Source organism: Actinomadura sp. ATCC 39365, assembly GCF_054392275.1.
On sequence record NZ_CP184335.1, the window covers coordinates 6,115,671 to 6,128,667 of the forward strand.

The 12,997-nt window shown below is 70.4% G+C and carries 12 protein-coding genes; 7 read left to right on the forward strand and 5 right to left on the reverse strand.

What is annotated here, in order from left to right; all coding sequences use genetic code 11:
• Nucleotides 1–321 precede the first annotated feature (321 nt).
• Nucleotides 322–1,086, reverse strand: a complete 765-nt coding sequence (locus ACNF49_RS29860) for an alpha/beta fold hydrolase (protein WP_482939572.1) — start codon at nucleotides 1,084–1,086, stop codon at nucleotides 322–324.
• Between the two features lie 55 nt (nucleotides 1,087–1,141).
• Here ACNF49_RS29860 and ACNF49_RS29865 point away from each other — a divergent pair, with 55 nt between their 5' ends.
• Entirely contained in the window at nucleotides 1,142–1,666 is a 525-nt protein-coding gene (locus tag ACNF49_RS29865) for a PadR family transcriptional regulator (protein ID WP_357980394.1), read from the forward strand.
• A 35-nt stretch (nucleotides 1,667–1,701) separates the two neighbouring features.
• On the opposite strand, the gene ACNF49_RS29870 is transcribed toward ACNF49_RS29865, so the two are convergent.
• Entirely contained in the window at nucleotides 1,702–1,920 is a 219-nt protein-coding gene (locus ACNF49_RS29870; RefSeq protein ID WP_357980390.1) for a tautomerase family protein, read from the reverse strand.
• A gap of 166 nt (nucleotides 1,921–2,086) precedes the next feature.
• On the opposite strand from ACNF49_RS29870, the gene ACNF49_RS29875 reads away from it, so the two are divergent.
• Both ACNF49_RS29875 and ACNF49_RS29880 read left to right on the forward strand, forming a co-directional pair.
• Complete coding sequence (locus tag ACNF49_RS29875; protein ID WP_498703205.1) at nucleotides 2,087–2,851, forward strand: HAD family hydrolase; 765 nt, start codon at nucleotides 2,087–2,089, stop codon at nucleotides 2,849–2,851.
• Nucleotides 2,848–5,238 (forward strand): glycoside hydrolase family 65 protein, encoded by a 2,391-nt coding sequence (locus tag ACNF49_RS29880; protein ID WP_482939574.1) that lies wholly within the window; start codon nucleotides 2,848–2,850, stop codon nucleotides 5,236–5,238. Before ACNF49_RS29875 ends, ACNF49_RS29880 begins: the two co-directional genes overlap by 4 nt.
• A 61-nt stretch (nucleotides 5,239–5,299) precedes the next feature.
• On the opposite strand, the gene ACNF49_RS29885 is transcribed toward ACNF49_RS29880, so the two are convergent.
• Both ACNF49_RS29885 and ACNF49_RS29890 read right to left on the reverse strand, forming a co-directional pair.
• On the reverse strand, nucleotides 5,300–5,536 hold the full coding sequence (locus ACNF49_RS29885) for a DUF6289 family protein (RefSeq protein WP_357980381.1): 237 nt from the start codon (nucleotides 5,534–5,536) through the stop codon (nucleotides 5,300–5,302).
• A 224-nt stretch (nucleotides 5,537–5,760) separates the two neighbouring features.
• The gene (locus ACNF49_RS29890; protein WP_482939575.1) at nucleotides 5,761–6,744 is read right to left on the reverse strand and encodes a winged helix-turn-helix domain-containing protein; all 984 of its coding nucleotides are present in this window, start codon (nucleotides 6,742–6,744) and stop codon (nucleotides 5,761–5,763) included.
• 57 nt (nucleotides 6,745–6,801) lie between these two features.
• On the opposite strand from ACNF49_RS29890, the gene ACNF49_RS29895 reads away from it, so the two are divergent.
• Together ACNF49_RS29895 and ACNF49_RS29900 are read left to right on the forward strand one after the other, a co-directional pair.
• Nucleotides 6,802–8,031: an MFS transporter gene (locus ACNF49_RS29895; RefSeq protein ID WP_482939576.1), complete on the forward strand. Its 1,230-nt coding sequence runs from the start codon at nucleotides 6,802–6,804 to the stop codon at nucleotides 8,029–8,031.
• Nucleotides 8,032–8,120: 89 nt separating this feature from the next.
• A complete protein-coding gene (locus ACNF49_RS29900; protein WP_482939577.1) occupies nucleotides 8,121–8,996 on the forward strand; it encodes a nuclear transport factor 2 family protein in 876 nt (291 codons plus the stop codon).
• A gap of 631 nt (nucleotides 8,997–9,627) precedes the next feature.
• Here the strand turns inward: ACNF49_RS29900 and ACNF49_RS29905 are convergent.
• Nucleotides 9,628–10,524: a helix-turn-helix transcriptional regulator gene (locus ACNF49_RS29905; RefSeq protein WP_482939578.1), complete on the reverse strand. Its 897-nt coding sequence runs from the start codon at nucleotides 10,522–10,524 to the stop codon at nucleotides 9,628–9,630.
• 183 nt (nucleotides 10,525–10,707) lie between these two features.
• Here ACNF49_RS29905 and ACNF49_RS29910 point away from each other — a divergent pair, with 183 nt between their 5' ends.
• A complete protein-coding gene (locus ACNF49_RS29910) occupies nucleotides 10,708–11,874 on the forward strand; it encodes an MFS transporter (RefSeq protein WP_482939579.1) in 1,167 nt (388 codons plus the stop codon).
• Between the two features lie 187 nt (nucleotides 11,875–12,061).
• Nucleotides 12,062–12,997 carry a DUF2332 domain-containing protein gene (locus ACNF49_RS29915; RefSeq protein ID WP_482939580.1) on the forward strand — a complete coding sequence of 312 codons (936 nt, stop codon included), beginning with the start codon at nucleotides 12,062–12,064 and terminating at the stop codon, nucleotides 12,995–12,997.

The window sequence follows — 12,997 nt, forward strand, 5'->3', positions numbered from 1 at the left end:
CGGCACGTTGGGGATCAGCGTGCCGAGCAAGTCGATGGAAGCGACGATCATGCAGGGCGCGCGCCTGCCGGTGCACCGAACCGATGGAGACCACTCCCCGCGCCTTGGTGACGTCGTCGTCTATCGAGCCCCTCAGGGCTGGGTCGGTAGCACCAGCTGTGGGTGATGAGCGACAATCGACACATCGCCCTGGACTCTCGCGCGCATGTCACCGATCCCGGCGGCGGAACCATCGGGATCTCTGACGTCGACGGCGTGGTGCAGCTCGCAAGACGCTGACACGTCCTCGCCGGTCGTCGCGGACCCCGGCGATGCAGCTGCTCACCGGCCGGCGAGAAGGCCGCCAACCTCCCTGGCGAACCCGTCCACGTTGTCGATCATGATGTTGTGGCCGGCGTCCGGGACGGCGATCAGCCGTACTCCGGAGGCTGCCAGCCCGGCCGCCCCGCCGAGCTCGCCGTCCGCCTCCGGGTAGAGGTAGGCGCGCGGGATCGGCAGCCTCCGCAGTCGTTCCCGCACGTCCGCGCACGCGAGGTGGACCGCGCTGCGGTGCAGCGCCTCCCGTCCGGCGAGCCTCATCGTGGCCGCCCAGTGCGGCCCGACCCGGGTCAGCGTCTCGTCCCAGCCGTGCCGTACGAACTCTTCCTCGGTGTAGGTGGCGATGCCTGAACTGCCCGGCCGCAGTGCCGGTTCGGTCGGGTCCAGATTGGCGTCCACCAGCACCAGTTCGGCCACCAGCTCCGGATGCCGCTCGGCCAGGTGCACCGCGATCGTCCCGCCCATGCTGTGCGCGACCACCTGCGCCGCGCGCACGTCCGCCGCCCGCAACGCGGTCGCCAGCGCGTCCGCGTGCTCCTCCAAGGTGTAGCCGAACGCGGTGGGCCGGTCGCTGGTCCCGAACCCCAGCAGGTCCACGAACAGGCTCCGGTGCCCGGCCAGCTCCGGCCGGCTCGCGACCTGCAGGAAGTACGGCGCCGCCGCCGCGCCCAGCCCGTGCACGTAAACGCGGACCGGCTGCCGCCCGGCCACCTCGGCCCAGCGGATGCGGCTCCCGTCCGGCAGCACCTGCGCGTCTCTCACAATCATCGCCTCCGAGATACCTAGATGTCGATATACCAAGACATCGAGATAGCATAGCGGCATGATTGAGCTGTCGATCCTGGGCTTCCTCTACGACGAACCGCTCCACGGGTACGAGCTGCGCAAACGCGTCGCCGCCCTGACCGGCCACGTCCGGCCCATCGCCGACGGCACCCTCTACCCGGCGATCAAACGCCTGGAGCGCGACGGCCTGCTCGAGCGCGACCTGCAGCCCGGCGCCCAGGCCGCGCCCAGGCACGTGCTCAGCCTCACCGGCGCCGGGCGCGCCGAGCTCCGGCGCCGGCTCGCCGAACCGGACGAGCCGTTCATCACCGACGAGAACCGCTGGTTCACGATGCTGGCGTTCCTGCGCCACCTCGACGAGCCCGCGCTCCAGGCGGGTGTGCTGCGACGCAGACTGACCTTCCTCACCGAACCGGCCAGCTTCTTCTGGGACGGCGACCGGCCCCTGCGGGCCGCCGACTTCGACGACCCGTTCCGCAAGGGGCTGTTCACGATCGCCACCGCGACCAGCAGGACCGAGATCGGCTGGCTGCGGGAAACCCTGGCCGCGCTGGGCGCCTAGCTGCGATCGCGGCTACGCGTACCGCCCGGAGGACGTCATCCGCCCGAGGCCAGCGCCTTGACGTCCGCAGCCGTCACCGGCTGTCCCCCCACACCCCAGTCGCCGCTCTTGATCTCCTCGACCACGACCACGGTCAGGGGACGCATGTGCTCACCCTCGATGGCGACGATCGCGTCGGTCAGCTTCTTCACCATCTCGGCCTTCTGGGTGGCGCTGAACACCCCCTCGATCACCTTCACGTTGACGAGTGGCATGGGTTCCCCTTTCCGCCGATGCGGTGCACCGATGGCACCTCACGCCGTGAGGCCGACCTGCCCCTGGGCGAAGGGGGCAAACTCCGCCCGGGAGCGGCGCGGGTGAGGAGCGGAGGTGGAGGGGTATGCGCAGGTGGGAGCTGGTGTGAGGGGGAACGGGGGATCCATGCTGGGGCTGCCTGAGGGGATTCGGGGGTGCCTGTTCGACATGGACGGTGTGCTGACACGTACCGCCACCGTGCACGCCAGGGCGTGGAAGTCGATGTTCGACGACTTCCTGCGGGCCTGGAGCGAGAAGACCGGGGTCGCGTTCGTCCCGTTCGACGCGGGCGCCGACTACGACCGCTACGTCGACGGCAGGAAGCGGGCGGACGGTGCCCGCGGCTTCCTGGACGCCCGAGGCATCAGCCTGCCCGAGGGGACACCGGACGACCCGCCCGGCACGATGACCGTGTACGGCCTGAGCAACCGCAAGAACGCCCTGGTGCAGGCCATCATCGACCGGGACGGCGTGGACGTGTTCCCCGGCTCCGTCCGCTACCTGGCCGCGGTCCGGGACGCGGGGCTGCGCCGCGCGGTGGTGTCCTCCAGCGCCAACACCGAGCAGGTCCTCGCCGCCGCCGGGCTCTCCGCGCAGTTCGAGGCCCGGATCGACGGCGTCGTGGCCCGGGACCGCCGGCTCGCCGGCAAGCCGGCTCCGGACATGTACCTGGCGGGCGCCGAGGCGCTGGGGCTGGGGGCGTCCGAGGCGGCGGTGTTCGAGGACGCCCTGGCCGGAGTCGCGGCCGGCCGGGCGGGACGGTTCGGCTTCGTCGTCGGCGTCGACCGGGTGGGGCAGGCGGACGCGTTGCGCGAGCACGGCGCCGACGTCGTGGTCACCGACCTGGCCGACCTGCTGGAACGGGACGCGCCGTCCCGGGATGCCGGATGATCCGGCATCCGGCGTTCACCGTCGAGCCGTGGGCGGTCCGCGAGCGGCATCTCGACCTGCGGGTGCTGGCGCAGACCGAGTCGGTGTTCGCGCTGTCCAACGGCCATATCGGGCTGCGCGGCAACCTGGACGAGGGGGAGCCGCACGGGGCGCCGGGCACGTACCTCAACGGGTTCTACGAGGTGCGGCCGCTGCCGTACGCGGAGGCGGGCTACGGGTACCCGGAATCGGGACAGACGGTGGTGAACGTCACCAACGGCAAGGTGATCCGGCTGCTGGTCGGCGACGAGCCGTTCGACCTGCGGTACGGGACGCTGCACCAGCACGAGCGCGTCCTCGATCTGCGCGCCGGCACCCTGACGCGCACAGCGCACTGGAGCTCACCGACCGGGACCCCGGTCCGGATCAGGTCCACCCGGCTGGTGTCCTTCACCCACCGCGCGGTCGCCGCGATCCTGTACGAGGTCGAGGCCGTGGACCGGCCGTTGCGGGTCGTCGTCCAGTCGGAGCTCATCGCCAACGAGACCCAGACCTACGAGGGCGGCGACCCGCGTGCCGCCGCCCCGCTGCACGCGCCGCTGGTCGCGGAGGAGAACGTCCCCTGCAGCGACGGAACGGCGATCATGGTTCACCGCACCCGGGCCAGCGGCCTGCGCGTGGCCGCCGGGATGTGCCACGAGATCGACGGGCCGGACGGCACCCGGAGCGAGGCACAGGTCAGCAAAGACGTCAGCCGGATGACCGTGGCCACCCGCCTGTCGCCCGGCCAGACGCTGCGGCTGGTCAAGTTCTTCTCCTACGGATGGTCGGCGCAGCGCTCGCGGGCCGCGCTGCACGACCAGGTGGCCGCCGCGCTGGCCTCGGCCCGCCTGGACGGCTGGGACGGCCTGCACGCGGACCAGCGACGCTTCCTCGACGACTTCTGGGAAGGCGCGGACGTCGAGGTGGAGGGCGACGCCGAGGTGCAGCAGGCGGTGCGCTTCGGGCTGTTCCATCTGCTGCAGGCGGCCGCGCGCCTGGAGGAGCGCGCCATCCCGGCCAAGGGCCTGACCGGCTCCGGCTACGACGGGCACGCCTTCTGGGACACCGAGATCTTCGTGCTGCCGGTGCTCACCTACACCTATCCCGCAGCCGTCGCGGACGCGCTGTCGTGGCGGCGGACCACGATCCCGCTGGCCCGCGAGCGCGCGAAGCAGCTCGGCCTGCACGGCGCCGCCTTCCCCTGGCGGACGATCCACGGCGAGGAGTGCTCCGGCTACTGGCCCGCCGGAGCCGCGGCCTTCCACGTCAACGCCGACATCGCGCACGCGGCGACCCAGTACGTGGACGCCGGCCAGGACGTGGCGTTCGAACAGCGGACCGGCCTGCCGCTGCTGGTCGAGACGGCCCGGCTGTGGTGCGCCCTCGGCCACCACGACCCGGCCGGGCACTACCGCATCGACGGTGTGACCGGCCCCGACGAGTACACCGCCGTGGTCGACGACAACGTGTACACGAACCTGATGGCCCAGCAGAACCTTCGCGCGGCGGCCGAGGCCGCGGACCGCCATCCGGGCCCGGCCGAGCGGCTCCAGGTCACCGCCGAGGAGATCCGCCGCTGGCGGGACGCGGCGGAGGCGATGTCGGTGCCCTACGACGAGCGGCTCGGCGTCCACCCGCAGTGCGAGGGCTTCACCCAGCACGCGCTTTGGGACTTCGCGGCCACCAGGTCCGACCAGTATCCGTTGCTGCTGCACTTCCCGTACTTCGACCTCTACCGCAAGCAGGTGGTCAAGCAGGCGGACCTGGTGCTCGCCATGCATCTGCGCGGGGACGCCTTCACGCCGGAGCAGAAGTGCCGCAACTTCGCCTACTACGAGGCGCTGACCGTACGGGACTCGTCCCTGTCGGCCTGCACCCAGGCGGTGATCGCCGCGGAGGTGGGCCATCTGGAGCTCGCCTATCGCTATCTCGGCGAGGCGGCGCTGATGGACCTGGCGGACCTGGAGAAGAACACCATGGACGGCGTGCACATGGCCTCGCTGGCCGGGGCGTGGATCGCCCTCGTCGCCGGTTTCGGCGGGATGCGCGCGGGCCAGGGACGGATCTGTTTCGCCCCGTCGCTCCCTCCCGGCATCACCCGGCTCGCCTTCCGGCTGCGCTACCGCGGCAGCCTGCTGAGCGTCGGCGTCGCCCCGGAGGCGACGGTCTACCGGCTGCTGCAGGGGCCGTCGCTCACGGTGACCCACCACGGCGAGCAGATCCTCCTGGACGGGACGGAGGTCACCCGGCCCAACCCGTCGCGACCGGCGCCGGAGCAGCAGATCCACCAGCCACCCGGCCGCGAACCGAGCCCGCGCCGCCACCCGCGACCTTCCCGAAGCTCCGGCACGAGGACACGTGGCTGAGACTCCCTGATCCTGTGCATCCGGCAGGGCCGCCGGCACGGGCCCTGCCGGATGCGTTCCGTCAGTTGCAGGGGCTGGAGGACCAGGTGATGTAGCCGCTGAGCCTGCCCCAGGTCGAGACCGAACCATCGCAGAACTGCGTCCTGACGCCCACCAGGTTGGTGCGCGCGGCGTCGGAGAAGTACTGGGTGTTGCACAGGTAGCCGGCCGGGCAGGCAGGGACGGCCTGCGCGGCGGCCGGGATGGTGGCGAGCGTGGCGGCGGCCAGGACCGCGACGGCCAGTACGCGACGGATCATGGATCGTCCTTCCTGATTCGCAGGGAAACGGGGGGAATCAGCTACAGGGTGTCGGACCAGTCCGGATGTACGGTGTGCACGCCCCTCCTGAGCGCGAAGCAGCACAAAGGTTCCTCGGCTTCATGGGCAGCCCAGCCGGTGATCGAAATGATCCGTCGCATGGAATGAAAACGCAAGGGGCACTCATCTCCGTGGCGCAGCCCCTGAGCGGTACGTCGTTCTGCTCAGCTCTCTCCTGAACCGGCGAGCAGGTGACCGGCCTCGGTGCGCCGATAGACCACGCGCCGACCGGCCCGCGTGCCGACGACGAGGTCCGCATCGCGCAGGACGGCCAGGTGGCCGCCCACGGTGCCAAGTGACAGGCCGAGGTGTGCGGCGAGTTCGCTGCTCGTCGCGGGGTGTTCGAGTTCGAGGAGGATGGCCGCTCGACCGGCACCGATGAGCCGCTCCAGTGACCGCGCGCGCGGGGAACGCGCCGCGCCGTCGGCGGACCCGCGGGCCGGGTAGACCAGTGCGTACGACGTCGGCGGCGCCTCGCACAGCCACGTGCCGCTGCTCAGCACACTGACCGGGACGAACAGCATGCCCTCGTCGCCGACGACCCGGTCGGGGGAGGCCTGGTCGCTGAAGCGGATGGCGTCATCGCCGACCCAGGCGCTGCGGCGGCTCATGTGCTGCAGCGCGCGCGGCCACCCGTAGGCGGCCAGCAACCCCGCCCGGTAGGTGACGTCGCGTTCCAGCAGTGCCCGCCGGCGCGGCCAGTCGGGGGCCACGTGAGCCTCCCACACGTACGTGAGCAGGTCGGCGGTACGGGCCGCCCAGCCGCGTCCGGTCAGCCAGCCCAGGTCGTGCTGCTTCCAGCTGTGCGCCACCGACTCCTCCAGCTCGGCTCGCACCTCCGCGTCGGACACCTGGACGACCGACGCGAGCTCGCTCTCCAGAGTGGTGCGCATGCCGCCTGCCGGCGGGATCACCACGTGGCTCGGCAGCCACTTGGTCGAGCTCAGCAATCTGACCAGGCCCTCGGCGAAGGGGTCCGCCTCCAGGACGGCGCGGAACGCGCCGCGGTGGAGGCGATGCCAGGAGGCCAGCCACGGATCGGTGCAGGGCTTGCCGAGCACCATCAGCGATCCCAGCGTCTCGGCGAGCGGGGACAGGGCGAACCGGGACCGCGAAAGGGCCAGAGTGCTCAACCGCAACAGCGTCATCTTTCGCCTCCTGCCGAAACGTTAGTGTGCGATCCGGGACGCCTGCAGACTCCTGCCATGCTCTCAGCCCTCCTGCGACAGACAGATTTCCGCTGGTTCCTCTCCGCGCAGGCGGTGTCGCTGCTGGGCAGTTCGATGGCGCCGGTGGCGCTGGCGTTCGGGGTTCTGGACGCCTCGGGCAACACCGGCGACCTCGGCGTCGTCCTGACCGCCTACATGGTGCCGCTGCTCGCCTTTCTCCTGGTGGGCGGGGCCGTCGCCGATCGCCTCCCGCGCCGGACGGTTCTGCTGGCCGCCCACCTGGGCTCAGCCCTCACCCAGGGCGGCGTCGCCGCTCTGCTGCTCACCGGGAGGTACGCGCTGCTACCGGTGGCCGCGCTGGGGTTACTCAACGGGGCTCTCGCCGCGTTCACCACGCCGGCCCTGCGCGGCATCGTGCCCCAGCTTGTCCCCAGGGACCGGCTACTGCAGGCGAACGCCCTGCTGGGGTCGGTGCGAAACGCCACGAAGATCCTCGGGCCGAGCCTGTCCGGGATCGCGGTCGCCGTCGTCGGCGGCGGCCCCGCCATCGCCTTCGACGCACTGACCTATCTCCTCGCCGCGGGATGCCTGGCCCGCCTGTCCCTCGCCGCGGCGCCGACCTCGCCGCGGCCCTCCTCCGGGATTTCGGCCGACATCCGCGACGGCTGGACCGAGTTCCGCCGCATCCGCTGGGTGTGGACGGTGTCCGTGTGCTTCTGCGTGGTCAACCTGGTGCAGGTCGGCACCTGGCAGATCCTGGGGCCCGTACTGACCAGGCAGCTCAGCGGCGAGGAGACCTGGGGGTTCGTGCTCAGCGCCCGCGGCGTCGGCATGCTGGTCATGAGCGCGCTGGTCCACCGGCTGATGGTCAGGCACCTGCTGCGGCTGGGCCAGCTGATGAGCGCGCTCGGCGCGATCCCCCTGCTAGCGCTCGGTGCGTACCTGGACGCCCCCTGGCTGATCGCGGTCGCCTTCGTCGCCGGACTGGGCTCCTCGGTCGCGACCGTCAGCTGGGAGACCTCACTGCAGGAGCACGTTCCCGCACACATGCTCTCGCGCGTCTCGTCCTACGACGACCTGCTGTCCTACATCGCGATCCCCGTCGGCCAGCTGGGCGTGGGACTGCTCGCCGACAGGTTCGACGGCTACCAGGTGGCCGCGACCGCCGGCATCGTCTACGCCGCGGCGGCCGTCCTCCCGCTGCTTTCCGCCGCCGTACGCCGGCTCCCGCACGCCCAGGACGACCACGCCCGCAGCGGCCCTTAGAACACGGCCGCCGCCTGGAGTCTCCGAAGCTGACGAAGCCCTCGCCCTTCCGACGAGCGCTCCTCGCTTGGCCGGACCACCGTGACACCATGGGCATCGTGATCTCCGCGGATGAGCTTGTCAGCCGAAAGCTGCTCCAGGTGACGGTGTCCTGGCACACCCATCCCAGCGATGACCAAGCCTCGCTGCTGCACATGTGGTTGCACATGAGCGATCTCGGTCCGGTTCGCTTTCACACCGCCCCCGACGACTCGCTCGAGCTGACGCTCGATCCACCACCCAACTCCTATGACATGGACGAGTACGGCCAGGTCACCGTCGGTCCCGCCGCAGAGCACTTTCTGATGAGCCGATTCATCGGCCAGTCGATCCGAGCCGTTCACCGCATCATCGACCACCAGATCGAGATCGAGATCGGCCTGCGGCTCGAACTCGATCACGGCGAGGTGCGCATCCTCAACCTGGCCGACGAACTGGTCATCACCGACACTGCTCTGCCGGACGCGCTCGACACCCACTCACCGACGATGATCGGACTGCAAAGATCAGCCGAGCGTGAACGTCCTGGCGTGGACACGGCGCCGGCTGGGAGGGTGGACCTCATGATGGAAGACTTGCGGGACGCCGAGCGCCGACTCCAGGCCGCGCAGCTTGCTGGAGATGTCGAGGCGCTGGATCGGCTGCTGGATGATCGGCTGATCTTCACCTTCGGTGCGAACGTTGCGACCAAGGCGGACGACCTGGAGCTGCACCGCACTCGGACGCAGGTGATGACGAGGGTGGCCGAGGAGGAGCTGACCGTGCTCGCCGATGGGCGCACCGGGGTGACGTGGTTTCTCGGCACCGTCGAAGGCACCGTCTCCGGCACGCCGTTCGCGGCCAGAATGCGCTACACCCGTACTTGGCTGTACGACGAGACGCACGGCTGGCGAATCATCGCCGTGCACGCCGGCACGACCGATTGACACCGAAGAACCTTCAGTTCGCGTGAAATCCGGGCCCGGGGCTCGGGAAGCTGCGATGAGCCCCAAAGTAACTGCGTGCAACCGTGGTGACGGTGTGCGCGCAGAAATGCGAGGCGGGTGATCACGCGGTGGGCGAAGGTGTGCCCGAAGGTCGCGTTTCGCAGATCATCCTGGTGCCCGAGCTGCTTCAGGTAGCGGTCCCGGCCGGGCGGCGGACCGCGGTGGCATGTCGCGGCCGGATGCACGCGAGTCTTCTCGGAGAAGCCCTCCATGCGGATGAAGGTACGCCCTGGAGGCAGCGCCGGCGTTGTGCCGGGACATCCGGTCGGCCGCGCCGGGGCGGGCGGTGGTGTTCTGCGTGCCCGAGCTGAAGCGGCCCGCGCGCAACGCCGCCGAGCTGATGACGTCGGCCGGCCGGTTGCCGGCGACCGGGATTCAGTTGGCGCTGCCGACCGGGCCGTACAAGCTCAGGATGTCCTCGGGGAAGAACGAGGGGAAGCCACCGTCGGTGGCTCGCTGTGCCGCGCGTTGGCCGAGGCCGATCAGCGCCATGAGCAGCCTGATGCCGGTGAGCTCGCGTAATCGTCCGGTGCCTGGACAGCCCGCCCTTCGGGAGCGGGGATGCGGGGCCTCATCGAAGGTCGTCTCCCGCGTCGCCGGGCTCATGGAGGTGGTCGGGAAGGGAGCAGTGCCGGGAGGGGTGTGCGGCCAGATGGGCCAGTCGCGCCTTCGACGCCTCGTCCGCAGGTGCGTAGATGACCATGCGGGCCTCTGGTGCACCGGTAACAGTAAGAGTGGTGGTGGTCAGATGCAGATCGCCGACTTCGGCGTAGCGGAGGACCTTGATGTGAGGCCCGGGAGAGGCCACGTCGTGAGCGCTCCAGATCCGGGCGAAGTCGGAACTGCGTTCCGACAGGCGGTGGACGAAACCGGTCCAGGCAGGGTCGGACAGGTGACGTCCGAACGCCGCACGCAGCATGGCCACCATGGGCCTGACCTCCGCCATGGGGTCGACGAAGGGGTTGCAGCACGGCGGGCTCGTGAAGTGCTCCCAGACGGCGTTTCGGCACGAGGCGGCGCTGAAGGAGGGAAACAGTCCGTTGAAGGTGCTGTTCCAGGCGAGCAGATCGAACCGGCTGGAATACACCGCTGCCGCGAGCGGATTCAGTGTGTCCAGAACGAGCTGTATCTGCGGTTCCAGCGACTCGCGTTCCTCGAGGGTCGGCAGTGAAGGCACGCCCGCCAACCGGTAGAGGTGTTCGCGTTCGGCGTGGTCGAGTCGAAGGGTGCGTGCGATTGCGTTCAGCACCTGCACGCTGGGGTTGATCGGCCGCCCCTGCTCCAGCCACGTGTACCAGGTCACGCCGACCCCCGCCAGCAGCGCGACCTCCTCCCGACGCAGACCGGGGGTGCGCCGCCGGATCCCCGGCGGCAGCCCCACATCCTGAGGAGTGATGCGTTCGCGTCTGCTGCGCAGGAACGTCGCCAGCTCGCTGCGCAGCTGTGACTGGAGGCCGTGAGACGACACCTCCCCTTCCTACCGGCAAAGGCCATGTTCTGCCAGGTAGTCCCACTACCCGCATGAAGGGACCCTGCCGCTGGACGGGGCCGACCAGCACGCTCGGTTCCCATGACTACTCTCACCACACCGGCTCCGACCAGACGGCGAGCAGCCGGCCGGCTGCTCGCCGCGCTGCTGATCGGCCAGTTCATGGCGGTTCTGGACGCCACCATCGTGACCGTCGCCGCTCCCACCATGCAGGTTGACCTGGGGGCCTCCGGTGCCGCACTGCAACTCATCGCCTTCCGCCTGGTGCAGGGCGCCGGGGCGGCGATGCTGGTACCGCAGGTGCTCAGCCTCATCCAGCTCACCGTCGACGGCACCGCCCGTGCCCGGGCTTTCAGCGTGTACTCCACCGTCCTGTCGGGCGCGTCGGTCGCCGGCCAGATCGTGGGCGGTGTCGTCACCAGCACGAACATCGCGGGTACCGGCTGGCGTCCGATCTTCCTGCTCAACGTGCCGCTCGGCCTGGCGCTGCTGGTGGCAGGGGCATGGCTGCTGCCTTCCAACCGTCCCGAGGCGGCCACCGGCCTCGACGTGGGTGGTCAGCTGACGCTCTCACCCGCCGTGCTGCTGCTGGTGACTCCGCTGGTGCTCGGGCACCAACTGGGCTGGCCCGTCTGGGGATGGGCGATGCTCGCCGGCAGCGCCGTCTTCTTCGGCCTGTTCGTCACAGCTCAGCGGCGTGCTACCGCACCGCTGGCTCCGGCGCCGGTGTTGCGAGCTCCCGGGCTGGCGGTCGCCGCCGCTGCGATCTTCTCGATGATGGCGGGCCATGCGGGCTTCCTGTTCACCATGGCGATCTACCTGCAAGATGGCCTCGGCCTGTCCCCACTGCGGGCGAGCCTGGCCTTCGTACTGTCATCAGTCGGCTTCGGCGCCGCAAGCCTGAACTGGCGGCGCGTTCCCGCCCGCTTCCACCGCCGCATGATCCCTGCCGGCCTGCTGCTCTCGGCCATGGGATACCTGGGCGTGGCCGTGGTCACCGCGGACTCGGGGCTCCCCGGCATCGGCTACCAGGTGGCCGTCACCGTGTCCGGCATCGGCATGGGGCTGGCCTTCAGCCCCGCCCTCAACGCGGCGTTGACCCGTGTCGCGCCGACGGACGCGGCGAACGCCAGCGGTTTGATGTCGACCGTGACCCAGCTCGGCCAGGTCGCCGGCATCGCCGGCCTCGGGGCTGTCTTCCTGGCCCTCCCCGTCCCGTCCCGATCGGCGGCGGCCGCCGCCACGGTCACCAACGTCAGTGTGGCGGCACTGGTCCTGCTGTCAGCGGTGTTCGCCGCGTTCCTCCCGACCAGAAACCCAGGCCGGTAGAGAAGCCGCATCGACCAGATCAGCCACCAGCGGGCGTGAACGCTTCCACCAGGCGGCAACGCCAGCGGATGGTGAAGTCCTGCTCGGACACAGCTCACCCGCCGGCCAGAAGACCTGCTTGTCCTCATCCACTGTCCGGGACCGCACCCCGCTGAGTGAGGAAGAAGTTCGCTGCCATCATCGGAGTATGACGATCGCTGCGATCTACGCTGATTTCGCCGCGCGCGAGGCGCACGGTGTGTCGCCCACGTACGAACGCCTGGCAGCTGCGGTGACGCGGGATCTCGATCTCCTGGCTCTGCTCGCCGGGCTTCCGCCGGCCAAGTGGCAGCCGAACCTGCTGTTCGGCGTGGTCCGGTTGCTCGGGGGGCCGGTGGACGATCCGGCCGCGTTCCACGAGTACACGGTGGCGAACTGGCCCGTGATCGAGGCGGAGATGCGCACCCGGACCACACAGACGAACGAGGCCGGACGGTGTGCCGTCCTGCTGCCGGTGCTCAGCGCGCTCCCGCAGCCGCTCGCGCTGCTGGAGGTCGGCGCGTCCGCCGGGCTGTGCCTCTATCCCGACCGGTACGCCTACCGCTACGGCGATCACACGGTCGGCTCCGGTGACCCGGTCGTCGCCTGCACGCCGGCCAATCTGACGCCGCCGACCAGCCTGCCCCAGGTGGTGTGGCGGGCCGGCCTGGACCTGAACCCGCTCGACGTGACCGACCCCACGGATCTGGCCTGGCTTGACGCCCTCATCTGGCCCGAACACACGCACCGCCGCGCCAGACTCCGGGCGGCCGCGGCCGTCGTCGCAGCCGACCCGCCGCTGCTCGTACGGGGCGACCTGGTGGACGACCTGCCGGCCCTGGCTGCGCAGTCCCCACCCGATGCGACGCTGGTGGTGTTCCACAGCTCGGTGCTGTACCACGTGCCGATGCCACGACGGGTGGCGTTCGCCGAGGCGGTACGCGGGCTACCCGGACACTGGATCGCGAACGAGGCCCCCGACGTGCTGCCCTACGACACGCTCCCGACGCCGCCGGGCGAGACGCTCCACAACGTGCTCGCGCTGGACGGGCAGCCGCTCGCCTGGACCCGCACGCACGGCCAGGCGATCACCTGGTTCGCGTGA

Excerpts from the sequence above, each read along its gene's own strand:
- ACNF49_RS29860 (WP_482939572.1), bottom strand. The coding sequence starts at position 1,086 with ATGATTGTGAGAGACGCGCAGGTGCTGCCGGACGGGAGCCGCATCCGC.
- ACNF49_RS29885 (WP_357980381.1), bottom strand. The coding sequence starts at position 5,536 with ATGATCCGTCGCGTACTGGCCGTCGCGGTCCTGGCCGCCGCCACGCTC.
- ACNF49_RS29870 (WP_357980390.1), bottom strand. The coding sequence starts at position 1,920 with ATGCCACTCGTCAACGTGAAGGTGATCGAGGGGGTGTTCAGCGCCACC.
- ACNF49_RS29865 (WP_357980394.1), top strand. The coding sequence starts at position 1,142 with ATGATTGAGCTGTCGATCCTGGGCTTCCTCTACGACGAACCGCTCCAC.
- ACNF49_RS29880 (WP_482939574.1), top strand. The coding sequence starts at position 2,848 with ATGATCCGGCATCCGGCGTTCACCGTCGAGCCGTGGGCGGTCCGCGAG.
- ACNF49_RS29915 (WP_482939580.1), top strand. The coding sequence starts at position 12,062 with ATGACGATCGCTGCGATCTACGCTGATTTCGCCGCGCGCGAGGCGCAC.
- ACNF49_RS29890 (WP_482939575.1), bottom strand. The coding sequence starts at position 6,744 with ATGACGCTGTTGCGGTTGAGCACTCTGGCCCTTTCGCGGTCCCGGTTC.
- ACNF49_RS29895 (WP_482939576.1), top strand. The coding sequence starts at position 6,802 with ATGCTCTCAGCCCTCCTGCGACAGACAGATTTCCGCTGGTTCCTCTCC.
- ACNF49_RS29900 (WP_482939577.1), top strand. The coding sequence starts at position 8,121 with ATGGGCATCGTGATCTCCGCGGATGAGCTTGTCAGCCGAAAGCTGCTC.
- ACNF49_RS29910 (WP_482939579.1), top strand. The coding sequence starts at position 10,708 with ATGGCGGTTCTGGACGCCACCATCGTGACCGTCGCCGCTCCCACCATG.
- ACNF49_RS29875 (WP_498703205.1), top strand. The coding sequence starts at position 2,087 with ATGCTGGGGCTGCCTGAGGGGATTCGGGGGTGCCTGTTCGACATGGAC.